Source organism: Chitinophaga sp. Ak27 (assembly GCF_012726295.1).
GTDB lineage: Bacteria > Bacteroidota > Bacteroidia > Chitinophagales > Chitinophagaceae > Chitinophaga.
In genome coordinates this window covers 126,913-153,174 of the sequence record NZ_JABAOB010000012.1, presented here as the reverse complement: position 1 = coordinate 153,174, position 26,262 = coordinate 126,913, and the positions used below count along the sequence as shown (strand labels likewise).

Sequence of the window (26,262 nt, the reverse complement as noted above, 5' to 3'; positions counted from 1 at the left end):
TACTGTTGCTTTAAAAGTTGATTACAATCTTGGACAAATGAATTCCACATCAGGCGTTCTTACCGATCTGCGGCCGATGAACGTCAGCGATATCTCAAAGCTGTTGGATCCGTGCGCCATTTTGCTGAGATCAGAAGTATTGATATCATAGCTGGCGCCCAGCATCATATTCTTGTAAATAAATCCTGCATGCGTGGTAATGGCATCTTTATACCTGTAATTCAGGCCCAGCAGGAAATCGGTCCCGGTAGCAGCATTCAGCTGCCCATAAGCGCCGATCATTTTTTCCTGGGCCGGTCCCTGCTGCATAAAGAGGAAGTTGGGCGTGATACTCAGTACGTCCGATAACGTTAGTTTTACGCCACCGTGTACATTAAAACGCATCGGGAAACGGGCATCACCTTTTGCACTGAACTGATCCTGTGGTTTTGTAAGATGCATAACAGAAAAGCCGCCATAGATATTGAATTTTTTCCCGGGTGTGGCGTCATAATATAATGCACCGGCGCCAGCATCGAAGGACGCTGCCGAAGTACGCGTCAGCGCATCGGACACCGGGTTGCCGGGGTTGTAGCCGGTTACCGGGTTCCACTGCTCTCCATATGTAAGCTTGGAGGGGTCAAATCTGCGTTGTATAAGGCCTAGCTGCAATCCAAAGTTCAGCTGGTGGTAATGCGAGGCATCCAGCTTCACGCCGGTATAGGCTGCGCTCACATATGCGGTGGTGTAGTTGTATCCGCCATTGCCGGCAGTTTGGTTTAATACGCTGGCGCCGATGTTGATATTACGGCTGGTGGGTATTTCGCCACTCACGCCATAGGTCTTAAACGGACTGATGTTACCCCATTGGGTACGGTAAATGGCCGCTACCCGGTAGTCGCCGTCGAATACACCGGTTAATGCGGGATTTAACCACGATGTGTATACGTAGTATTGCGAAAAGTGAGGGTCTGTTTGTGCCACCAGCCGGGTGCCGGTACATGTGGCCACAATAAAGAGGACTAAGGCTGCAATGATCGTTCTCATTTACAATAGGATTTTATGTGAATGATTTACTTTACCTGATAATTGTTACGTAACCTGTTATAGGCGCCATGCCTGGCCGGAGCCTGATTACATAATAGTAAGTGGCCATCGGAAGTACGTTACCCCTGAAGCGGCCGTCCCACGGTACGTTGTAGCCGGTAGAGCGGTATATTCTCTCTCCATACCGGTTGAATATTTCCACGGTGCTTTCCGCATAATCAGCCAGGTTGGTGATGATCCAGGTATCGTTGATATTATCGCCATTGGGAGAGAAGGCAGTTGGAGGTGCAACGGGTTTCAGTACTTTCACCGTCATGCCGTCGCGCGCCATACAACCATGTTTGCCGATAGCTGTCAGCGTATAGGCGGCATCGTGCATAGCAGGTATTACCGGCGACAACAGCGTTGGATCAGGGAAGTCGGCTGCCGGTTCCCAGGCGAACTGCAGGTTTACCGAATCATTCGCTACCGGTTTGAAACTGATGATAGTGCCTTGTGGTACTACAAATGAAGGCCCTGCATCAATCACCGGTTGCAGGTAAACGATAACAGTACCACTATACGCAGCCGAGCCACAGCCCGACTGGTTGGATACCTGTAACTGCACGCTGTATTCGCCGGGTGCAGTATATTTTTTCACCGGGTTTTGATCGGTAGAAACGGTGCCATCGCCAAAGCTCCACTGCCACTTGTTGATAGTACCGGTGGCGTCGGTGCTTTGATCTGTGAATACGTTATCAGTGCCCTGGCAAAGAGTATCTGGCGTTACTTTAAAGGAAGCGGTTGGCTGTCCGAAGAATGCGCTCAGCGTTTTGGCAGCGGAATCTTTACAGCCGTAAGCGCTGGTAGCAACCAGTTTTACTTCAAACGGTCCGAACGCTTTGTACTGCCAGGTAGGATCTTTGGTGGCAGCACCGGCGCCACCGTCGCCAAAATTCCATTGATAGGCCAGGCTTGTTTTATCTTTTATCGTAGTGAGATTGACAAAAGCAGCGTTGCCATCCGGCATACATACTTTGGCCGGTAAGCTGAAATCTACTACCGGTAAAGGATGTACCAGCACCGCAACTTTGGCAGTGTCACTGATACAGTTATGATCACTCACCGCCACCAGCTTCACGAGGTAGTTGCTGTCTTTCTGGTAAGTGATGGTAAACGGATTGTTATTGGTGTTGTTTTTTTGTGTACCGTTTGCCAGGTCCCATTTCCAATTGGTAATACTGCCGGTGGAAATAGTAGACTGGTCGGTGAAGGTGGTGTTTTGACCCAGGCACAGATCCGCGGCGGTGGTAAAGGCCGCAGTAGGTTTAGGATATACTGGGATGGTGGTGGAGATGGAATCTGCACAACCGCTATCGGTGTTAAATATATACCAGATGGTGTGTGTGCCCTCGCCGGCAATAGCAGGCGTAAAGTTGCCACTTGAATCGGTGGCTGGCCCGCGGTAGTAGCCCTTTCCGGTTACGCCATTCTGGATGGTAGCCTTACCGATGGCTACTGTACCCGGCGTATTTACACAAACGCCGGTCAGTGTCGCGTACGCCAACTGCGGTTTTAGTTTAAAGGTAGCCGTTACCGTGGTATCTTTTGTACAGCCTTTATCTGTGGTAACACTATATTTAATGGAATAGGTACCGAACTTCGTATAGGCGTGTGTGGGATCTTTCAGTACAGACGTATTCGGATTTGTTGCTGTTGCATTGGCATCTCCGAAATTCCAGGCATGCGCAGTCAGCGTTTGCGCATCCGGTACTGTGGCGCCGCTGCTAAACTGTACCAAACCTCCAACAGGCAGGCAGTCGCCCGGGTAGCTGAACAATGGTGTGGGTTTGGCATATACCGTTATTGTTTTGGACACGGTATCGCTTACACACAACTCGCTGACTTTTACTACATGCTTTATGGTATAGGTATTATGATCTTTGTAGGTAATCGTTTGTGTGGCGTTGGTAGTGGCTGTTAATACAGAGTCGTTGCCAAAATTCCAGTACCACGATTTCAGGGGAGCGGTGCCGCCGTATGTCGAGTTGTCGGTAATTTTCAATACACCAGCTTCGCAGAGCATAGCTGCATCTGTAGTGAATGTTGCTATGGGCTTAGCTACGGTAGCCACCTGGAAGGCGGTGTCTCCCACACAACCATCCTTTGATATAACGGTCAGTTTTATGGCTGCATTGCCTACCGGGAATACTTTGCCTACCTGTATGCCGCTGTCTTTTACCGCCCCCGGGAATTCCCAGTTCCAGCGGTCAATCAATGGATCTTTCAGGCTGGTATCTCCCTTAAAATATACAGTGTCCAGCGTACAACCTGTATGCGCATAAGTCATCACCGCACGGGGCTTGCCTTTCACTAATATAGTAAAGCCTACTTTTTCTGTGTTGTTACAGTTTTCGATGCTGGGATGTGTCGACATTACCGGGATATCATATTCCCCGATAGTGCTGAACTGGTAGGAGCCAGGCAAGGAGTACTTATAGTAGGTAATGCCATTGATCAGCACTGTGCCGGTGCTTACCGGCGCATTCACCGTTACATCTGTATTCGGTGTAATAACAGTGCCGAGAGAGCTGAGCTTCCACACCATTTTGGTGGGTTTATAAGCCATTAAAATGGACAGCTCTACCGGTGTATTGGTACAGGTGAAGTCATTGGATGTTTTAGAGGTGTCATAGCTGTTATGGATAGATCCCACTGCGTTGAGGTTGTTAATCAGTGTACCGGCGTTGTAGCCATAGCTTTCCACGCTACCCAAACCATAGGTAACGGCGGTAAATGCGGAGTCGCTGCTTACAATACACTGCGCGGGAGCAGCAGGCCATCGCTTTATTACTACCGTGTAACCGTTGAGGTTAGGGTGAGGGTAAGCGAAGTCATATAGGGGGCTGCCATCTATGCGCAGGGAGGTCAGGCCTGCCGTAGGGATAATCATTGTGAGATAGTTAGTTTCTATGAATTCCCGGTCGTTTCGGTAAAACCCTATTCTTTTAATGGCCTGTTCTACCGGGCTTAAGTATACCATCTCCGGATCGCCAAGTCCGCTGTTGTTACCACAGGCGCCTGACGACGACATAAACTGTGCTACCAGCACAGGTTTATTGGATTCAATATAATCGGCCGTATTGCTGACAAACTCGTAGTATGAATTGGCGATCAGGCCGGTGAGGATAACGCCGTTTCGTTTTACTACAGTAGTAGGGTCTTTTACCGCTACTTTGTAGATATTATACTGTAGGGCAGAGGGTATATCGTCTTCTGAAGTAGGCGCTGTCAGGTAACGTTTACCCCATGCCTGGAAAGGAAAGATCTGCTGGATATTATTATCGCCGCTGCTGCTGCTGTTGTTACAGGTGATAGCGGTACGACTGCTGCCGGAAAATACCGCTACGGGGTAACATTGCCCCATGGGGTTGCCGATAGACTTGATAGTGGTACCCGTCAACTGCCGCCCAACGCCGCCACCAAGTGAAGCGCCTACCAGCTGGTAAATATCGCCCCGGTTCAGTGTAACCGTAAAAGGTACACCTGCGGGGCGGCCATTACGGGTCAGCACCGAAGGGGTTATTTCCACCACGGTATTATTCTGGTTGGCAATCACAAACATCCAGGAAAAACAGTCGTCTGCATAGTTCTGCATACTGTTGACTGAAATATAGGAATAGCCCCAGGTTTCTTCCGGCATAAGCATAGTAGCGCCGGAAGAGGCGCTGCCATAGATATGCGCATAGGCTACGATGGGTACATTACTTTGTATGTGGATAGACTTACCGGTAAAAATACCTTCCCCACCGGTGCCGCCAAAAGACGGGGGGAGGGAATAAAGCCTGGCATCAATGGCGCCTGATTTTGGAATCAGGTCCGATGCAATCACGGTATTGGCCGGGATGTTGTAAGTTCGTGTCCAGGTAGTACCGGTGATGCTAACGGTGACCGTAGCCGGTTGTTCAGCACTGAGGTACAGGATCATTTCCTGGCTGTTGCTTTGACCCATTTCCATGAACTGGTGGTGTCCGTAGCCCACCCAGAAGTCTTTCCCTTTGTTGGAAAGATTCTGGGCGTATGCAACAGTGGCTACGAACTGAAACAGGCTCAGGGATATGGCAATCAAAAGTGCTTTGTAATATATTAGCTTGGTTGACATCTGCTTCAATTTTTCATATTGAAATGATTACTGCTTGATGATCATCTTCGACGTCCGGGTACCATCTTCAAAGATGGTGTTCAGCATATATGCTCCGTTTTTTATATCCTGCACATACAGCTGGTTACGTTTGCCGCAGGTGGCCACTTTTTTTATGGTTCTGCCGTCCATGGCGTACAGTATCAGTTGCTGAATGGGTTTGTGCGACTGTATATTCAAGGATGCCATTACCGGGTTCGGATATACGAGCACTGATCTGCCGTTGCCTACGATACTGTCTATTTCCTGGGGAGGCAGGATGGTTGCATTGGCGCGAGGCCAATGCAACATCATCATACATCCTGCGGCAAGCGACAGTTTTGCTATGCTGATTGTTTTCATACAACTGCTTTTAACGGATCAGGTTAATAACTCCTTTCTTTTCTGTTTTACTTCCATCGGTTAGGGTAAGATGACATACATAGATGTACACACCGGAAGGCAATGCTTTGCCTTTGTATTGACCATCCCAGCCCGTTGTCTGGTTATTGGATTCGAATACTTTTTCGCCCCACTGGTCAAAAATGGTCATGTGCATTTGTTTGATGATATAGCCATATACCAGCAGCACATCATTTTTACCATCATTGTTGGGCGTAAACGTATTTGGAATATAGATGCCGTCAGGTAACGTTTTACCTTCCGCAGGTAATGATTCCTTGTCTTCGCAGCCCTTTGCACGCACGATCAGTTTCACGGTCTGCACCGGTTGTAAGCCATTTATAATGTGTACCAGTCCTTCCCTGCCGGATGAAGGCAGGGTCCAGGTGGTGCCGCCATCAACAGATACCTCATAACCGGTGGCGTTGGCGATTGCCTTCCATTTGAACCGGACCATATTCACACCTACGCTGTCGACCGTTACTACCGGCGTAGCAAGTACCGGCAACACATGCACGACGGCTTTGGCGCGGAAGGCGCCAGGGCAACCGTGGGTAAGCGTTTCAAGATAGTAGGTACCATCGGCCGCGATATTATTAATTGTATAGTCGCTTCCGGTATATAACAGGTTACCTGCTACTGGTGCATCGTACCAGTTATACAATACGCCGGGTTCCGGATTTTTGGCAGACAAGGTCACGTTAGTGCCACTGCAAACCGTCATGGAGTCTTTTACAATCTGAGCAACGGCAGGAGCATATACTTCCACTTCTTTGGTGGTATCGCCTACGCAGCCTTCAGCCGCTACAATGCTCAGTTTTACCTGTTTTATGCCTGGATACCTGTAGTGTTTCAGGGTATCTTTTGCGGTGCCCAAAGTAGAGTCCCCGAAGTTCCATGTCCAGCTGCTGATAGCCACACCGTTACTGGTGGTAGCGGTTCCCTTGAAGAGGGCGCCATCATTTAAGCACCCGGTGTAGTCAACACTGAAATTCACCACGGGAGCAGGAATCACTTTGATCTGCAGGATGCTTTCAAAGCTATTGCTGCAACTTTCTATATCGGGATGTGAAATCAGGATAGGTACATCGTACATGCCTGGTTTACTGAAGATGTAATCTGCTGGTACGGTGAAGCGATAGTATTTACGCTCATTGCTGACCATAGAATCTACCGGTACCGGGTTGTTCTGCACTATGTCTTTATTAGGGGCCAGGCTGGCTACCTGGCTGAATCTCCAGGTGATGCTGGTGGGTTTCACCGGTATCAGCATAGAGAAGCGGAACGGTGTTTTAGCACAGGTATAAGTGTTATTCTGACCGCTGTTATTCATTACGTTGTTGAATGAAGGCAGGATGTTCAGATTTTTCACCAAAGTACCGGCATTGTAACCGTAGCTTTCTACACTTCCAAGGCCATAGGTAATAGCAGTAAACGCAGAGTCGCTGGTAACGGTACACTGGGCCGGTGCAGCCGGCCAGCGTTTCACTACTACCGTATACCCTGTGGCATTAGGATGCGGATAAGAATGGTCGAAGGTAGCGCTGCCATCGATCAGCAGGGAAGACACGCCGCCTGTTGGTATTATAAGGGTCAGGTAATTGATGGTGATAGCCTCCTGTGTATTGCGGTACAACCCTACTTTTTTGATACCCTGTTCTACGGGGCTCAGATAGATCATTTCCGGATCGCCGTCGCCGTTGGTATTGGCGCAGCTTCCGCTGGACGACATATACTGGGCTACCATGATAGGCTGATTAGCCTCGATATTGTCAGCGGTATTGCTTTCAAACTGGTAGAACCGGTTATTGATCAAACCTGTTAACGCCATGCCATTTACTTTTACCTGGGTTGCAGGGTCTTTCACCAGCACGCGGTATATATTGCTCATAAAGGAGCTGGCGCTGCTGCTGTTAGAAGTAGGTGCGGTGAGGTACTTTCTACCCCATGCCTGTGACGGGAAGTTTTGCTGGATCAGGTTGTCGCCTGAGCTGCCCGTTTCTCCGCCACAACCGATACCGGTACGGCTGCTGCCGGAGAATACGGCCATCGGGTAACATTTGCCATCTTCGTTGATCACTGATCTTACCCGGCTGCCCGACAGATCATATCCTTCGCTGCCACCACCTGGCATCATAGCACCCAATACCTGGTAAACTTCTCCTTTATTCAGTGTAACGGTGAATGTTGTATTGGCTGGCTTGCCGGCCAATGTTGGCACCGAAGGTGTAATTTCTACTTTGGTATTGTCATAATCGGCGATCACATAAAACCAGGAATAGGTGTCGGTACTGTAGTTCTGCCTAGATGATAAGGTGGCATATTCATATCCATAAGTACCTACGGGCAATAGCATGGTGGCCCCGGAAGAAGCGCTGCCATAGATATGTGCATAGGCAACAATGGGCACATCACTTTCTATACTGATGCCTTTATCGGACAAACCTTCCTCTATGAGGCGGGCATCATTGAGTCCGTTCTTTGGTATAATCTCCGTAGTGATGGTTTTATTGGATGGAATATGATATATACGTTCCCAGCTGGTACCATTGATACGGACGGTAACATTGGCAGAATCTTGTGCATTGAGGTACAATACCATGTTCTGCGAGTTATCGCCGGAAAAGAACTGGTGATGGCCATAGCCTACCCAAAACCGGGTACCCCTGTTGGAACTATCGGCTGGTTGTAACAATTGTGTATTGTTGGCGCCGCCATTCAACCCGGTAAATTTATCCAAGAAGTGCAGCGAGCTATCCCTGATCACGTTCGGGATATCGTATACACGGCTTAGTGAATCGACTATCCAGGTATTGGCATTGTCAGTACGGCCCATCCGGATGTCTTTCTGACGCCTGATAAATCCTTGCCATGGATCGAGATAGAACTGATCGATATTAAAATTGTATTGACCGTTGGCAGGTGTTACATCCACATCTGTATAAAAATACATATGTGCGGTTCCGTTAGCCAGGTTAGGCGGCTTAATACCGGAGTAACGTCTTACTGCTATATTGGTGGGGATGGCAGTACCCGGATTCCAGGTGATTTTTGTAACCGTATCCGTACCAAACATAAATGTTTGTGTTACGCCTGGCGCCGGTGTGGCGGGGAAGGCGGGTAACACCGGTGGTACCGCTGTTGGCAGGAACTCATAAGCGCCCATATCCGGTACGCCATCGGTCAGTTTAACCGGTCTGAATGCACCGTTGATATCTTTATCGTTGCCTTCTATCTGCACACCACGGCCGTGGATGGCCCATACTTCAGGGTTGGCAATGGCAGGTTGCAGCGTGGTATCATTTACAAAAGCAGGTTTGTAAACAATTGAGTTGATATCAAGGGTATCTGCGCTGATATAGTCATGCAGCGTAGCATAGCTGCCCGCAGGTGTTGCCTGTTTTACGAGTACGGTACCTTTTGTATACAGCGTATTGTAGTCGCTTTTCAGGTAAAGCGGGTTGGCTACATACATCGCCACGCCGCTGGTGTCTGATGCAAAGATGTTGTTTTTGATCTTCACATTGCCATAGTAGGTGGAGGTATGACTGAAGTAAGCGGCGTAGTTGTCGCCCGTGGTAACTCCACTGTTCAGCACCGAATTGTTATAGTAATTGAGATTGGAGCTGCTTCCGCTGTAAATGCCATATGCATTGGTACCACTGGCCTTCACGCTGATTACGTTGTTGGAAATAGTGGCAGCATCAACCTGGTAAAGTTCCAGGCCGCGCACGTCCCCGGTGATATTTCCTCTTGTAATGATCCGGTTACCGGATACCAGTCCTTTTATACCTGCATTAGCATCTGCATTTTCCAGGTAGATGCCGTGGATGTCGTCGGTGGTATTGTTGATAGTAAGTTTGTTGCCGGAAATAATATATCCGTTGGTATTATCTGCATGGATGCCATAAGCGTCGGAGGCGAGGTTGCCGCTCATACTCACCTGGTTGCGCTGAATCATCAGGCTGTCAGTATATTCGGCATAGATACCGTTTACATACGACTGATCCAGTTTGTTGCTGTCCAGTACCAGGCCTGGCGTAACAGAGCTGTAAGCGCCAGACCAGTAGATGCCATTAGATCCGTTACTGATGGCATTGCCACTGATCACGTTGCCGACACCGGTACATTCGTCGCCGTATACGCCGCTCACGGTCGTTCCTGTGCTGGTAGTAACCGGTAAAGGAATGATACAGGCGCTGATGCTGTCGTAAGACGATGTGTTGGTATATACCACGCCTCTTGCATTAGTGGTGCCTGCTGGTTTAATAGTGATCGCTCTCCAGGTAACATAGTCCACGCTATCCAGCTTCAGTACATAGTTCAGTGCGCTAGTACCGGCATAGGTAAGTGTTACCGCAGTAGCATTACCTGCTTCGCTGCTAAAGGTAACCCTGTTCACAGCAGATGCTCCCGGGATATGATGCATGGTAATTTGCTCGGTGTAGGTACCTGCTTTTGCCAGGAAGGTAACAGGACCGGCTATACCGCATTCCAGCTTGGATACAGCGCTGCTGAACGACTGGAAGTTGATAGTACTGGTAGGTAATGCCGGGTTAATAGTATACACACCAGCCAGCAATGGCGGATTCAGGTTAGCCTTTACGGTAGTGGAATAAGCCGTGTCTGTACCGCCGCATATAATCCGGCAGCGATAGTAGTTTTCAATACCTATGATGGTATTAAATACGCTCACGTATTGCGTATCGCTGGCGTTTACCCATGGACCGGCAGCAGAAGTTGAACGTTGCCACTGATAGGTTTGGGTACCACCGGTACTATTGCCCGCCAGGTCCAGTTTAATGCTGGTGCCCATACATACCGGGGTAAGCGGGAACACCGTTGAAGTACCCGGCACCACCGGCTTGCTGCAATTAGGCACGCTTATTTCATAAGCGCCCATATCTGGTTTGGTAGTACTTCTGCTTGTACCCACGATATCTGTGGTAATACCTACTGATTTACCGGTGTTGTCGAGGGGAGATATTACCGGGGCAAAGTTACCGGCAACAGGATCTGCAAATACAGGCGGAACAGCCAGTGAATTGCTATCCAGTTTGGTGCCGGTTGTCCATGCTGCGAGGGTAACGTAGTTGGAACCTGCCACGCCGGTATAGGCGGTATTGAAATCACTTTTTACAAAGATGTCATTGTAGTTGGATGTCATTACAGTGCTGGTACCAATACTCACACCCGTTCTGTTGCCTTTACCAGCCCTGCTGATGTCGAGTATATTATCGAAGAACTGTATACCGGTAGCAGTACCTGACTGGTATAAGCCGGTGGTGGTACTGGACGACGTATTTTGACTATCGTTCAGCACAATGGTGTTGTGATAGTAGTAAATGTAATCGGCGCTGTAGTTAGAGAAACCGTACTGCGTACCTTGTCCGCGGAAATCATATACCACGTTGTTGAAAACTTTGGCAGGATTGGTAGCAGTGGCATCTGCATACGAAAACTCAATTCCGTATGCAGAAGAGGTGGAAGTAGGCGAACCACCGAGCATGTTGTGGATGCGGTTATTGCTTACTACTACATCCGCCGATTTACTTTCTACGCTGATGCCGTACACAGAATAGCTGTTATTGGTACGTCCTGGCCTGGAAATATCGTTGTGGTCTGCCAGGGTGTTGGTAGTATAGGTTAGAGAGATACCTGTTTCATAAAACTCTTTGATGGTATTATTGCTGACGGTGTTGCGGGTAGCCGGTGAGGCCGTTTCAGCATAGATCGTAATACCATAGTATCCCCCGGTGATAGTATTTTTTGAGAAGATATTACCATCACAACCATTATTGGTACCGCTATTAGGACTGGATTCACTGCCATTTACCACAATACCCGCATATTCGTAATAGGTGCCTTCGGTATCTGTCAGGATGGTGCAACGGGTGATTTTGTTGCTATCAGCGTTGTTCAGCAGTTGTACGCCATATCCATAGTCGCCGTTGGTGGCGTCTATAGTAAGACTGTCGAATACGATATGATCGGCGCCACGCAGTTTGATGACCGCTCTTTCATTGCCGTCGGCAGGTGCAAATTTTATCGTATTGCCATTACCATTAAACGTAATAGTATTGACAGCAGACGTACCTGCGATAGAATCCAGCACCAGTTGTTCGAGGTAAGGACCAGAGGCCGGCGCCACATTCATTACAACAGGCCCCTGAATGCCACATTCCATTGCCGCCTTAGCCGCATTAAAGCTGATAAAGTTAGTGGCGCTGGCAGGGATATTTTTATTGATGGTGTAAGACCCTGCCGGGAAGGCCTGGTTTACGGTGAGCAGAATAGGCTGTGAGTAAGCAGTATTGCCGCTGCAGGTAACGGCTACACGGTACCAGGAGGTGGTGACAGCCATAATCACCGTATCCGGGTTGGTCAGCAAACCGCCTATGGGTGTATAAGTACCGGTAGCTGTGGCAGATCTTTGCCATTGGTAGGTTTGTCCCAGTCCGATGGTATTGTCTGTCAGCGTTAAGGATACTTTTCTGTTCACACAAATCACAGAGGGGCTCACCTGTGCGTTACCGCCCAAAGGTGGCGTTACGCAGGGGCCGGGCGTAAATTCATATGCACCAATGTCCGGTGTGGTAGTACTTCTGGTAGCATTGTTAATATCCACCGTGATATTTACCGGTGTGCCCTTATTATCGATAGAGGCGTTGGCGGGTTGATAATTGCCGCTGCTAACAGCTACAAACAGTGGATTGGAGCTTACGGAGTTACTATCCTGTTTAGATGCGGTTTGCCAATCAAGGAGGCTGGCGTTGTTGGCGCCATAGTACCCAACGTTATTGGCGCCGCCGGCCGCCGCCAGGTAATAGTCGTTCCTGTTGGCATGGATGGTGCCGTTGGTAGCAGAGAAGTAAACACAGTATTTATTGCCGCCGCCGGTGCGTGTTATCGAAATGAGATTGTTTACAAATTCAATACCATCTGCTTTGGAAGTCTGGTAAAATCCGCGGGTGGTATAAGTCGCTGAGGTAGTAGACACCCCATCCAGTGCAATGGTGTTGTGATAATACCAAACGTTGTCTGACCCTGAGTTATAGATGCCATATACATCTCCCTTACCTGTGAAATTATGCAGCAGGTTATTGCTTACCACATTCTCCAATTGGGAGAGTGCATCGGTGCTGGAGAAATAGATGCCATAGGCAGTGCTGGTACTGTTGGGGGCGCCGCCGAAAGGGTTGCGGATAATGTTACGGGTAATGTTTGCCTTCGTACTGAGGTTGGTAAAGTAGATGCCATAAAACGAGGTAACATTACTCCGTGTAGGTCTGCTGATAATATTGGCTTCAATCAGTGTGTTAAACGAGCCGGTTACATAAATGCCATAGCTGTAGAAGTTGCTGATCTTATTATTGATAATTTTATTGTTACCGTTGGCAAATGTATTGCTGCCGGTTAATACGATGCCATAGTAACCGCCGTTGATGTTGTTATCAGCAAAGGTGTTGAAATCGCATTTTGCTTCACCGGTAGCCGTAGCGGAAGTTGAATTGCTGATCACGATACCTGCGTTACTGGTAGAACTGGAGGTAGTATCCAGTAAGAAGGTACAGTTGCGGATATTGTTATAGTCAGCATCGCTGGTCAGGTGTACTCCCCATCCGTTGCTGGTGCCGGTGGGTTTGATCACGAGATTATTAAATGTGAAGTAATCCGCGTCAGATAGTTTAATGACCGCTGGTGAAGCAGAGGTGCCGCTGTAAGTCAACGTGTCCCCGTTACCGTTAAAGGTAATGGTATTGGCGGCGGAGGCGCCGGGAACGGGACTGATCAACAGTTGTTCGTTATAGGCACTGCCGCCTGCCGCTACGTTAAATATAACGGGACCGTTGATCCCGCACTTGATAGAGTTGTAGGCATCATTAAAGGAAGCAAAGTTGGTACCACCGGTAGGCAGGGCCTTATTAATGGTAAAAGTACCGGATACCGCCAGTGGAGATGTTACTGTTGCACTGCTGGAAATAGCGGTGGCATTGGTGGCGGTACAGGTTACTTTACAACGGTACCAGGTGGTAGCTGTTTGCGTAGTCTCCAGCCTGTTGGTAGTATCGTTGGGGATATCTGTCCAGGTACTGTTATTGGGAGATGACTGCCATTGATAATGTATCCCTGAGGCGACCGTGGTACCGGATAAGGTAACAACCACCTGTCCGTTCATACAAACGGTAGCGGGGTTAGCAGTAGCAGTACCGGCGGTAGGTGTGCCGGTACAGGCAGCTGCAGGTGTCCAGGAGAATTTGATATCCGGACGGGTGGTCATAGTGCCCGTGTTGCTGGTATTGGTGGTGCCGCATAAATAGTTGAGCCCATCGGTTCTGTAGGTGTGCGAGCCGTTAAAAGAAAGACCTGTTGTAAAAGGTATTTCTGGGTTGTGGGTATATGTAGTACGCGTATCCGAGTCGGGTGCGCCATTACATATTTCTACTACGATATTGTCGGTTCCGTTCCAGAAAAAATTGGAAGAGAAGGAAAATATATTGATACCTGTTTTGGGCAGGTAGTTCACCGGCCCGTACACCTGGTTGCTGACGGTGATCCAGCTGGTGCTGCTTAACGTAGTGTCGGAAGTGACGCCGATTTTGATCGTGTATTGCTCAACAGTATCGGTGGCATTGAGATTAAGCACATTAAATTTCAGACCACTGATCACGCCTGCGGCCATACCTGCGCTGTGCAATTCGGATGCGCGGTACAGGAATTGCGCGCGGCTGCCTTCGTAGTAGTCCTGCAAGGGGCAGGGATATCCCAGGTTTGAATTACCCGAAGTACTGTTGCCGATGCTGATATCTGTTTGTGCTGATAGCCGGGCTACCAGCATCAGTAGTACTCCTATAAGTAATGTTGTTTTATATAAATAACGAACCGTACAATTTCTCATATGAGGCTATTTTGAATTTGGTTGTTGCAATTAGAAAGTCTGCCAGCTGATCCACGATTTACCATCCCTGGCATTGACCATGTCAAAGGTGGATGTGCTGGTTTGTACGAGATAAAAGCCCTGTGGGTCGGCCATCAGTGCTCTTGTCTTTTGCACGGCAGGAACGTAATCGGAAGGATCTCCGTAAAAGCCATCGTCATTGAAAATGATCCGCCCATCTGTGGTAAAAGAGGGTGCGCTGTAGCCCGGACCAAACTCGATACTATTCTTACCATTGTCCTGCTTTATCACGAAGCCGAGGAGGTCCAGCGAGGTGCCAGGGCCATTGATCTGCGGGTAATAGGTGAGAAAGGCGTAGTTGGGTAAGCCCGTGATATGGCAGGCGTCATCTTTACCATCTGCATGAAACCCGTTGGCCGTTATCCAGTATTTTTCATTTTGCGCAGCATACTGGTACCACCGTTGGGCTGCTGCTGGGTCAATAACCAGTGGTGTGGCCGTGTTGGCAATGGTAGCCGGCTTACCGTTGATGGAAAAGGCAATGGCGCCATTTTCCCATTTTACCTGGTCCAAGCTGCTGATGGTCATGTTGTTAGCTTTGAATGCGGGAATAAGTGCAATGCCTGTTGACGTATAGGTGTAACCGGTAGTTACCTGTTGTGGCTTCCCATCCGCTATCCAGGTAAAGGTGATCCAGTGCAGATATTGGTTAATGCTTACATCATAATCGCCGGAGCTGGTAGATAGCCGGTGAAAGTAAGTAAGCAATGCACCAATGCTGTCGATCGATCGGTTGATCCTATGCTGCAGGTAGTTTTCCTGGTCCTGCTGCGTGGCTTTGATCAGTACAGCTTTGCTGCGATGGAAGCGGCCGGTGAGCCAAACGGAATCGCCTTGTGCGCCGTTGATGGCAAATTCGAAATCGGAGCCAAGACCGTTTCCATACACGCCGCCATTGTGGCTGGCATCAGGGTCGCAGAGTACATGTAGATAAGAGTAGGTGTCGAATAGGAGAGATGGCTGTTGCAATGCTTTCAATCGCCAGCTGCTCTCATGTACGTTGTTGGTACTGGCAGCATCGAAATCGGAAAACATTTGTACCCGGTTGGCATCGGAGAAACTGAAATAGAAGCTATATACGCTTCCGGGGACGCCCGCCGGGTATACTAGCGCCCTCCAGCCATACGGAGCACCGGTGAGCACTTGCTGGTAATGCGACAACGTATCATTGATACGTTCATCCGGTGATTTGTCAAAAACGGGAGGCGTTTCCTTTTTGCAGGAGCAGATGCCGGCCAGGATGAATAATAAGAAGATAAGGTTGTTTCTCATACTGTTATTTTTACGCGCTGTGGAGCGATGCTGTTAATAGAGTAACTGGTTGATTTCCCTTCGCGTGCGTGTTTGGAGGCTGTAGAAGTCGATATGCCAAACAATGGAGAAATAGCTGACCACGAGGGCTTCCTTTTGCCGCAGTCTTGACTGGGCCTCGGTTTTGGATACGCCGTTGATACTGGTGCCGTCCGGAATACTGTTTACGATGGCGTCAAACCCGGCTTTTCCCTCTACCAGCATAGTGGATACCATTTCCACAAAATCTTCGTCAAAGCTGGCCATGGAGTAAGGGGTTACAAAACCATCGCGGCGGGCCTCCTCGTCAGAAATGTTATTCCAGTTGCCAGTGTAGAATCCTGCGCAGATGCGTTTAAAAGCAACGGGATACATTACGGTCTGATGCAGGATGTGGCCAAACTCATGTTCTATTACATGGAACATTTGTTTTACATTGGATGAATCTGAAGGCCGGTATCCTTCCATTCCTTTTGTCAGAAAATCGTTGACAAGGTACAGCACTACCTTTCGGCCACCTTCTGCTGTTCCGAGGGTAATAGTGCCGTTTTCGTTCCAGCTGGCGCTGCCTGACAGGATAAAATACTTAGGGCAGTATTTTTTGAAGAAAATGGGCCCGGCTTCGGCGATATAGGTATTCATCCATACCTTTTGAATGGCCGACATTACCGGTATTATCTTTTCTTCTTTGGGCGGTACCAATGTCTTATTTAGTTCAAATTCGAACTGGTCCCATTTATATTTTACTGCAATATTGAAAGGCACCGTCAGGGTATCATGCAACCATTTATCCAATGGTGAGTTCACCCAGGTATCGCCGCCGAGGCCGGGAATATTTTCCACGTTGCCCGGGTCATCGTTCTTGCTGCAGGCTAACAGCATGCATAGGGGGATGATGAGTAATAATGCTTTCATTTTGTTGATGTATTAATGTTGGAGGTATCGCATGTTATTATCTCGGGTTTAATGCTATTCCGGAGGTAGTGGCAGCCGCCGGGATCTGAAACAGGCGGCGGTTATCATCAGCTTTTAGTTCCAGTACTTGTCCTTCCCTGGTAGTGTGTATCACCGGTATTTTGTAGCGTTGCAGGTCAAACCATCGTTGCCCTTCCTGTACATATTCTGCCCGCTTAAAATCCAGGATGGTACGGATACAGGCGCTTCTGGCATCGGTGATGCCATAGAATTGCTGCATGGCCGACAGTGTGATGGTATGTTGAGCAGCATTGTAATTGCGGATACGTTTGCTGGCAAACAGGTTGAGATCAGCTAATACGGCGCTGGTATTGTTAAGCCAGGCATTGGCTTCTGCGCGGTTAAACAATACTTCTTCCGTAGTGAATAAGGGGGTCATCACGTAGGGCTGTCCGATAGTAGCGTTCACGGAGTTTTTCACGAAGTATTCTGATAGTTTAGGAACAAAATAATCCTGGGAGCCATAGTAGTATAAAGGGTATGACCAAACACCACCGGTTACATTGCGGCCCAGTATCTGCGCCTCGTGTACATAGTCGAGATCGTACCGCAGCCGGCCGGCATTGCGGCCCCAGAGAGAAGGGGCTTCAGCAATCAGCAGGTTGGCTTTTTCGTTGGCGTTGGCATAGAGGTCGAAGATCTGTGCAGGCGACATGCTGCCGTAGGTGCTGTTCCACTGACGCATGTTGTTGGCTATGTCGTTATTGGAAAAGGTATGGTCGGCATATGCTATGACCTTAGGATAATCTTTCTTAAAAAGATAAAAACGGGTGGCAAATGCATAGGCGGCGCGCTGGTTAAAATGATAACGGGGAACGCTATACGCATCATCGCTGATCAGCGGCAGGCCGGATAGCAGGTCTTTTTCCACCATGTCGTATACATAGGCTACCGTTTTGCGCTCATATTGTTTGATGACAACGGTTTCGGGCACGGTTACATAGGGGATGCCGGGATCATTGGCGGCTGTGGTGGCATCGTAGCTTTTGGAAAAGATATTTACCAGCATAAAATGGGCATAAGCCCTTGCCAGCAAAGCTTCGCCCCGCTGACGTGTGTAGGCGGCCGGATCTGCTGCTTTTTCACATGCTGTCAGCGCCTGGTTAGCTGCGGCAATAGCAGTGTAGCAGGCTTTCCAATAAGCCTCGGGAGAGTCTTCCTCGATCCACTGGATATCATTAAATACATAAGCATCCTGGTTGGGGCGGTAGTATACGCCCACGCCTTTATCGCCTACATTGTCAGACATGGCCTCGCACATAGTAATATAACTGGCCTGCGGGTAGGCGGTGCCCAGTAACTTGCTTACTTTGGCGGGCGTGCTGAGATCCGTCCAGGTGCTGTCGGGCACCTGTTCCAGGTATTTTTTGCATCCGCCGGCGATAAGCGTGGTGAATGCAAATACGCCGATAAGGGCAGGCTTTATTTTTCGTTGAGTTGTTGACATTTTATAGCAGGTTGACATATATCGTTTTTTAAATACCAACTTTTAATGAAAATGTGAATTGCTTTTGAATGGGTTGGGCTACGCCACCGGCATTGAAGAACTCTGGGTCCTGGCCCTGCAGCCTTTTATCGGCATAGAGTAGCCACGGATTGATGGCGGCAGCGCTTATTGCTATGTTGCTCAAGCCGGCACGCCTGGTGAATGTTCCGGGCAGTTGATAAGTCAGCGATACTGTTTTCAGGCGGATAAAATCGCCTTTGGCTACTCTTTCCGTAGAGTAGTTGTAGTTGTTGTAAGGATGAGCGCCGTTGAGCAGTATTTGTTCAAAGGCATCCAGTATAGATGGAACATGTGTGGTGGCTTCGTCACCGGGCATTACCCAGCGATCGTAGAATTCTTTGGGCATGGCATCCAGGTCGGAGTAGCTGGTTTTGAAGGCAGGATACAAGCGGATCTTATTGCCAAATTGGTAGGTAAAAAATATATTCAGTGATAAAGCTTTATAGCGGAAGGTATTGGAAAACCCGCCTGTGATTGGTGGATCTACCGGCCCCTGGTATACCAGGTGACTGGTGTTTAGTGATTGCAGGTCTACATCAGCACTCTTTGCGCCGTTCTGGTTAATAAATGATGGAACGCCTGATTTTGAATCCAGACCGGTATATTGGAGGGAGAAAAGGCTGTGTACAGGGTATCCTTCTGTGTTACCGCCTTCAGCTACTACGAGGTCAAAGATGCCGGGGATATTTTTTGCGTTGGTAATTTTATTGGTGCTATAACCAAAAGTAGCGCTGGATTTCCAGTTCCAGTCTTTAGTCCGGATTATATCTCCGCCTATCATTACTTCCAGTCCTTTAGAATCCATGTCTGCATAGTTGGCTGCTTTAAACATTTCGCCACCGATGCCGGAAGTTTTGATACGGCTGATCAGGTCGAAGCTTTTACGCGTATAGGCATCGATGCTGAAGTTGAAGCGGTTATTAAAGAATCCACCGTCGATCCCGATGTTGGTGGTGTATAATTTCTCCCAGGTGAGATCATCATTTTGTAAATGCGATAACCGTATAACCGATTCTACTTCTGTGAGATGCGGACGGTTGGTATTAACGGTTTGGTATACTATGTTGGAATTGGTAGCTGGCCCCATACTAGCGGTTAAGCCGTAGCTGGCGCGAAGGGTCAGATAGTCCAGTTGACGAATGTTTGCGGCAAAAGCTTCCCTGTCTATATTCCAGGATCCGGCCACACTCCAGGTAGGGAGCCAGCGGGCTTTACGGGATTGCCCGAGGCGGTTGGAACCATCATAACGGCCGGTAGCCGTGAAGTTGTATTTGTTATTGTAGGCGTAGGTACCGGTGGCATAAAATGCCGCAAAACGGTCGTAGTCTCTGCCCATACCGAAGTAGGGGAAATTACTTTCAATGGTTTGTTTGAGGATGCGGTAATCGGTGAAGGTGGCGCCCCCGTTGTCGTATTGATAGCCATATCCGGTGTTGGATGCGTTCTGGCGGTCAGCATATTTCACTTGCTGTCCTACCAGTATATTGAGATTATGTTTTTGCGCGAAGGTATCGGAGTAATTGATGCCATTACGGAAGTCGTAGTTCAACAGTTGATCTTCGGTACGGTTATAGAAACCGCCGGCCGGTAATACTATTACCGGCAGGGCGTCCGGGTTGTCCGGATCGCGGTATAAAAACTTGTTTCTTTCGGCGATAGTGGCGTTGCCGGCTGCGCGGTAGGCGTTAGCCATGTTGGCATTTTCGGTGATCTGGTGTTCCCTGGAGGATTTCACATACCGGATAGCGCCGGTAAATTCGTAGCGGATATTTTTTGTCAGTTTCCACGACAGGTCACCCTGCAGGCGGAGGTCCATCATATTAAGGTCGAGGTAATTATTTTCCAGTTCGTTGATGATATTGAACGGCGCATAATTTCGTCTGAAGTATTCCAGCTTCCCGTTTTGATCATACGCAGTCAGTGTGCGGCTGGTATTGAGGGAGTAGCTGAAAGGGTTGATATCGAAATCGCGGTCGTATTGACCTTCTACGGGGTTGCTGCTGCGGGTGAGTGCGCCTGGTGCTTTCTGGCGGCGAACAGATGCGAGTGTAGAGAACCCGGCGGATAGCCTGTCGGACAGTTTATAGCTATTCCGGTAGTTTAGTGTATAGCGGGTAACTTTATCGGCCAGCGTCCATCCGTTATCACTATAAAAGCTGGTAGAGAAATAGGATTGCGCTTTATCGGTTCCTGATGAAATGCTGAGTGAATGCTCCTGTACAAAGTTATTCCGGAAGAGGAGGCCAAACCAGTCCGTGTTGGCCTTGGCGTAGCGTAATAAAAATGCCTTGCGGTGTTCAGGGTCGTTTTCCACGGGGAAATTTCCGTTGTTATCGGCATCGAGCTTTTCGTATAATTTACCAAATACACCGATGTCGCCCTGGGAGAGTATATCCGAGTTGAGGATTCCTTTTCTTTCCAGTTCGGCCAATACGGACATCTGCTGTCCGGAGTTCATAATATTGAAGTTGCGGTAGTTGGGTTTTAGCTGTGTGCTGAAGTTACCGCTGTAGTTAATAACGGGCTTGCCAGCACGACCTTTTTTGGTAGTGATCACTACCACGCCGTTCATGGCACGGGCGCCGTACAAAGCGGCTGCAGCAGCGTCCTTTAAGATATCAAAACTTTCGATGTCGTTGGAATTAAGGCCTGCCACTGCGGAACCTAGCAGGGTGGTGGGGTCCCCGCTGGAAAGCTGGTCGTTGGAAATATTGACCACATCTTCCAGTACCACACCATCTACTACCCATAATGGCTTATTGTCGCCATTGATGGAAGTAGCTCCACGGATACGTACTTTGGGCGCGGAGCCAAAAGTGCCGGAAACGTTTTGGATGGCTACGCCGGCAACCCGCCCTTCAAGCATGCGGCTTATGTCGGGGAGCCCGTCTATTTTCACGTCTTCGCTTTTCAGACGCGTAGCGGCGCCAGAGAATTTTGTTTTATCGATGTTCTGAAAGCCGGTGACTACCACTTCCTGAAGACGGGTGGGTTTTTCTTTTAGTACAATGGTAAGAGCACCACTTCTGAAGGAAGAAACACTGATTTCCTCTGTCTTGTAACCGGTATAATTAAATACCAGGATGGCATCATTGGCTACTTTTTTTAGTTCAAATATGCCTTTTTCATTAGTGGTCACACCTCGGGAAGTGCCTTTGATCATGATACTTACGCCTGGCAGGAGCTCCTTCTTTTCATTGGTCACCACCCCTCTTACGTCTGTCACGGGAAGGGATATACGCATCAGGGTACCTGTTACTTCTAAAGCAGCGGGCTTTTTGCTGTTGTCATGTTTGATGACTACGCGATCGTACATTACACTATAGGAAAGCGCGTAGGGGGTAAGCAGTTTATCGAGCAGGTCGCCCACTTTTTCGTTGTGGGCATTCACACTTACTTTATTAACATCCAGCGCCTCGTTGCTTACAAATACAAAGGATACTTCTGCAAGATTCCCGATTTTTTCTAATGCATCTTTAAGAATAACATTCTTTAATTCAATGGTGATTTTTTTGTCAAGTGCGTCCTGCAAGCCGTTTCTGGCATAAGTTTTTGTTACTGCAAGCAGGAGGAGTAAGCAATAAATAAAAGAAGTTTTTTTTCGGAACATAAGTATGTTTTATTGGTTTCGTTCGGGCAATAGGAGCTATGTTCCGGCTTCTGACTGAAACCGGGCAATAGGCGGCCTGCTGCATGAGCAGGAGTGTTTTTAATAAATCATATGATGGCTGTTGTTAGCCGGACGATAAAGAATTAATCGGTATCATGTGCGATGTAGTTTTTTTGGTTGAAGATTATGTTACGGTCTACAGCTATGGTAAGTATGGGCAACAGGCAGCCATTTGATCCAATGTGTTACATTTGATCAATCAGTTAACCAGCATGAAGTGCATTCAGGCTAAAGGCCACCAGGATAGTATACCAGACTTAGTGTATTTTCTTTCTTAGAATCGGGTTCAGTTTTGTTGATAGCAGTTCATCTTGAATATAGTTTGGTTAACGAAATTTCGGTTGTTTTTTTTATTTACAATTACCGCCAACGATAATGTATCCATTGCCTGCACTGTCTTTCCTAACTTTGGCATCTAATGAAAATGCAATTAGCGCAAGCGCTTTATCTAAATCATCTGTTGTGTTAAAGGATCCGTAAAACCTGCACTGTGCTGATTTCTGGTCTGTTACTACGGGTACGTTATAATATCTTTGCAGGTCAATGGCTACTTTAGATAAAGGATCTCCTTTGTAAATAAATTTGCCACTCATTTTCTGCGTAAAAAAACGGGCGTCTTCGGTAGCATCCTGTAGTCGTAAGTCTTGCGATACCGGGTTGTACACCGCGCCTTTGTTGGCTGTCAGTACCAGCTGTCCGTTTTTGTTGGCCTGGTTGTGGTTTGTGTTTACCTGTACCATTCCGGATACTACCACTACCCTGGCTATATTTCCTTCGTGTACTTCCATATTAAAGGAGGTGCCTAATACGGTGGTATTTATCAACGAAGAAGAGATAATAAAAGGGTGTTTCGCGTCATGGTTGATTTCAAAAAAGGCTTCTCCCTTTAAAACTACTTCCCGGTTCTTGCTGTTAAACTCCTCCGGAAAGCTGATACTGGAGGCCTTTTCAAGATGAACGACGGAGCCGTCCGGCAGTTTCACTGTTTGTCGTTCTGTAGTAGTGGCAAATACCTTTTGTTTTACCTGTTCCTGCCATAGCATATACCAGGCGGCGCCGGCCAGCAGCAATACCACGACGGCTGCGGCAATTTTTTGTTTATATAAACGGAATATACCTTTAAAAGAACTATCGTTGACGCCTATACGCTGGTGGATATTTTTCAACATCCGCTCAGACAGGTGTTTATCCAATATCTGCTTTGCTGTCAGCAGGTCGGCTTTAAAATACTCGGCGGCTGCCACTTCCAGCTCTGAAAGATCGTTGGTCTCCAGGTAATCGCCCATCCACTCCTGCTCTGCGGCAGTCCACCTATCTTTCTTTAACAGTTGTTTGAGATATTCCTTTCTGTTTGGCACTAGCGTGATGGTTTAATCTAAATACGCGCAGTTGAAAAAAAAGGGGGGGCGCTTTCCAGACTTTTTTTTGAAAATTAAAATATTAATTAAAACATAATATAAAACCCATTGGTTCGATTAGGAATCGTGGTAGTTTAGAAACAAGAGCAGCAACACAATATATTTATGGTCCCCATTGCGCTGCATATAATCATTTAGTTTGATCATGGCGGCCGATAGATGTTCTTTTACCGTATTCCGGGAGATATTAAGTTCATGGGCTACTTCTTCATAGGTTTTACCTTCCAGTTTACAGCGGGTAACAATCGTTCTTTTTTTAGGAGATAATTTTGAAATCGCCTGTTCCAACAAATGATATTGTTCTTCGTCGATGTTCTTTCGCTCAATGGCTACCGGGTCATCTGCATCGGCCTGGAAGATATTTTTGTGGAAAGCCTGTTCACGCAGCTTTTTCCTTACAAAAGAAACACACATGTTAAAACTGATCACAAACAGCCATCCGCTGACGGATTGGTCCGACTGTATATCCTGTCGTTTTTCCCACAGGCGCGCAAATACGTCCTGTAAGATATCCTCTGTTACCACCTCATCTTTCACAAACTTGAAAATATTGCGGTACACCGCCTGATGATATTTCCAGTACAAGGCATCGAAGGCGCTTACTTCGTGGTTTTGTAATCGCGCTACCAATTCGGCATCTAGTATATTCATATTTCTTCTTTTATATAAATCATATCGTGGAATATAATTTATATGGCTAGAAAAAAGCCAGGTTCCCAAAGGCAATGGCCATCAATTCCGATGCATAAATTAGTAACAAATATTATTATTTAATAAATAAATTCGTATTAACTATAATTGTTAATTGTTATAAGCGTATACAGAGGGAAAAGTGTATAGGAGGCGGGGCGTTAGTGCAGCACGGGGGGGCCGGTATAACCGGCTATACCGCTTATTTTGGCGCCCGCTGGCAGGGTGGGTAACGTAATGGGATATACGCCGTTGCCGGCGCTTAACACACCATACATTTGTGGTGCGATCCAGAGCGGTATACATAAAGTATAGTTGGTGTAGTTGCGAAAGTTTTTTAGGGGCGTTTTTCGGTATTAAAGAAAAAAGCCTGTAGATGAAATATCTACAGGCCTAATGCACCCTCTGATAAGGTTATTTGCGAACTGCACGGGATCTCGGTCGCCACCGATACCGCTTTTACTGCTCAATCACTATAAATCACTCTTTAAAACAGCTCCATTACTGGCATTCGTCACTAAAGCCCTATACTGCCCGAGCCATCTTGACTTCAGACTTTTTTTTACCGGCACAAACGCAGCTTTCCTCTTTTTAATCTCCTCTTCCTCCAAATTCACCTCTAAAATGTACTTATGCACATCAATATGAATCTCATCTCCATCCTTCAGCAGCCCTATCATTCCTCCTTCTGCCGCTTCTGGCGATACATGCCCAATAGATACGCCTCTCGTGGCCCCACTGAACCTGCCGTCCGTAATCAATGCCACAGAGCTACCCAAGCCCATCCCCATTATCAAACTCGTTGGTGTCAGCATTTCCTGCATGCCAGGTCCGCCCTTTGGCCCTTCGTACCTGATCACCACCACATCGCCAGCCTTCACTTTTCCCATCAAAATCCCCTCTATGGCCGCAGGTTGTCCATCAAAACATACTGCTTTGCCCGTAAATAACCCGGAGCCCGTAATCCCGGCTGTCTTAATCACAGCTCCCTGTTCCGCCAGATTTCCATACAGTATCGCCAATCCACCTACCTGGCTATAAGGATTATCTATCCTATGGATGATATTGTCATCCTTGATCTCCGCGTCCTGAATCTTTTCAAAAAGCGTTTCCCCACTAATCGTCAGGTTATCAGTCAGTACGTCATTTCCCCGCTTAGTCATCTCCTTCATTACGGCATTCACACCCCCGGCCTTATTGATATCCTCCATATGCACTGTCAGCAGACTAGGGGAGATCTTTGCAATATGAGACACATTCCTGGAGATCTCATTGATATCCCTCAACTGGAAATTGACGTCCGCCTCCTGGGCAATCGCCAGCATATGCAGCACAGTGTTGGTACTTCCGCCCATCGCCATATCTACTGCAAATGCATTCCGCACAGCATTCTCATTAAGGATGTTCTTTAACTTAAACCGCTCCCTTGCCACATCGTCCTTTACGATATCACAGATCCTTTTGGCAGCTCGTCTATATAGTGCTTCTCTTTCCTGCGTTTGCGCCAGAATCGTTCCATTTCCCGGCAGGGCAATACCCATCGCTTCCATCAGCGTATTCATAGAATTTGCCGTGAACATACCAGAACAACTACCTCCACTCGGACAGGCATTACACTCAATATCTCTGAGTTCTTCGTCGCTTATCATTCCTGCCTCGTGCCTACCTACTGCTTCAAAAGCTGTAGCCAGATCAATAGGAGAGCCATTTTTTGTGTATCCTTTTGCCATAGGCCCGCCACTAACAAAGATGGTAGGTACATCGACCCTGAGTGCTCCCATGATCATGCCGGGTACAATCTTATCACAATTAGGAATAGCGATCATAGCATCGAGCTTATGAGCATTCATCACACTCTCTACCGCGCTTGCAATCAGTTCTCTGCTTGGCAGAGAAAACAGCATTCCATCATGGCCCATTGCAATCCCATCGTCAATACCAATGGTATTGAATTCAAACGGAACGCAGTCATTTGCCCGGATTTCCTCTTTAATGATTTCCGCTACTTTATTCAGGAAAAAGTGTCCCGGAATGATTTCAATAAATGAATTAGCAACGCCAATAAAAGGCTTATTGAAATCCTTATCTTTTAATCCGGTCGCTCTGAATAATGATCTGTGTGGTGTTCTGTGATACCCTTTTTTTACTTCGTCACTTCTCATGGTG

The 26,262-nt window shown here is 47.8% G+C and carries 11 protein-coding genes; all 11 read right to left on the bottom strand.

Going from position 1 to position 26,262, the window contains the following annotated elements:
- Positions 1-21 precede the first annotated feature (21 nt).
- On the bottom strand, positions 22-1,026 hold the full coding sequence (locus HGH90_RS29710) for a PorP/SprF family type IX secretion system membrane protein (RefSeq protein WP_169192614.1): 1,005 nt from the start codon (positions 1,024-1,026) through the stop codon (positions 22-24).
- 31 nt (positions 1,027-1,057) lie between these two features.
- A complete protein-coding gene (locus HGH90_RS29705) occupies positions 1,058-5,167 on the bottom strand; it encodes a PKD domain-containing protein (RefSeq protein WP_169192613.1) in 4,110 nt (1,369 codons plus the stop codon).
- A 27-nt stretch (positions 5,168-5,194) separates the two neighbouring features.
- A complete protein-coding gene (locus tag HGH90_RS29700; protein ID WP_168764644.1) occupies positions 5,195-5,548 on the bottom strand; it encodes a T9SS type A sorting domain-containing protein in 354 nt (117 codons plus the stop codon).
- A gap of 10 nt (positions 5,549-5,558) precedes the next feature.
- Positions 5,559-14,486, bottom strand: a complete 8,928-nt coding sequence (locus HGH90_RS29695; protein WP_169192612.1) for a right-handed parallel beta-helix repeat-containing protein — start codon at positions 14,484-14,486, stop codon at positions 5,559-5,561.
- Between the two features lie 30 nt (positions 14,487-14,516).
- A complete protein-coding gene (locus tag HGH90_RS29690) occupies positions 14,517-15,818 on the bottom strand; it encodes a DUF4302 domain-containing protein (protein WP_169192611.1) in 1,302 nt (433 codons plus the stop codon).
- A 33-nt stretch (positions 15,819-15,851) separates the two neighbouring features.
- Complete coding sequence (locus HGH90_RS29685; RefSeq protein WP_168764641.1) at positions 15,852-16,751, bottom strand: putative zinc-binding metallopeptidase; 900 nt, start codon at positions 16,749-16,751, stop codon at positions 15,852-15,854.
- A 37-nt stretch (positions 16,752-16,788) separates the two neighbouring features.
- Positions 16,789-18,258: a RagB/SusD family nutrient uptake outer membrane protein gene (locus HGH90_RS29680; protein ID WP_168764640.1), complete on the bottom strand. Its 1,470-nt coding sequence runs from the start codon at positions 18,256-18,258 to the stop codon at positions 16,789-16,791.
- A 28-nt stretch (positions 18,259-18,286) separates the two neighbouring features.
- Positions 18,287-21,928: a SusC/RagA family TonB-linked outer membrane protein gene (locus HGH90_RS29675; protein WP_169192610.1), complete on the bottom strand. Its 3,642-nt coding sequence runs from the start codon at positions 21,926-21,928 to the stop codon at positions 18,287-18,289.
- Between the two features lie 410 nt (positions 21,929-22,338).
- Positions 22,339-23,346, bottom strand: coding sequence for a FecR family protein (locus HGH90_RS29670; RefSeq protein WP_169192609.1), 1,008 nt, complete (start codon positions 23,344-23,346; stop codon positions 22,339-22,341).
- Positions 23,347-23,463: 117 nt separating this feature from the next.
- Positions 23,464-24,057, bottom strand: a complete 594-nt coding sequence (locus HGH90_RS29665; RefSeq protein ID WP_168764637.1) for an RNA polymerase sigma factor — start codon at positions 24,055-24,057, stop codon at positions 23,464-23,466.
- Between the two features lie 512 nt (positions 24,058-24,569).
- Positions 24,570-26,258, bottom strand: a complete 1,689-nt coding sequence (gene ilvD, locus HGH90_RS29660; RefSeq protein ID WP_169192608.1) for a dihydroxy-acid dehydratase — start codon at positions 26,256-26,258, stop codon at positions 24,570-24,572.
- Positions 26,259-26,262 lie beyond the last annotated feature (4 nt).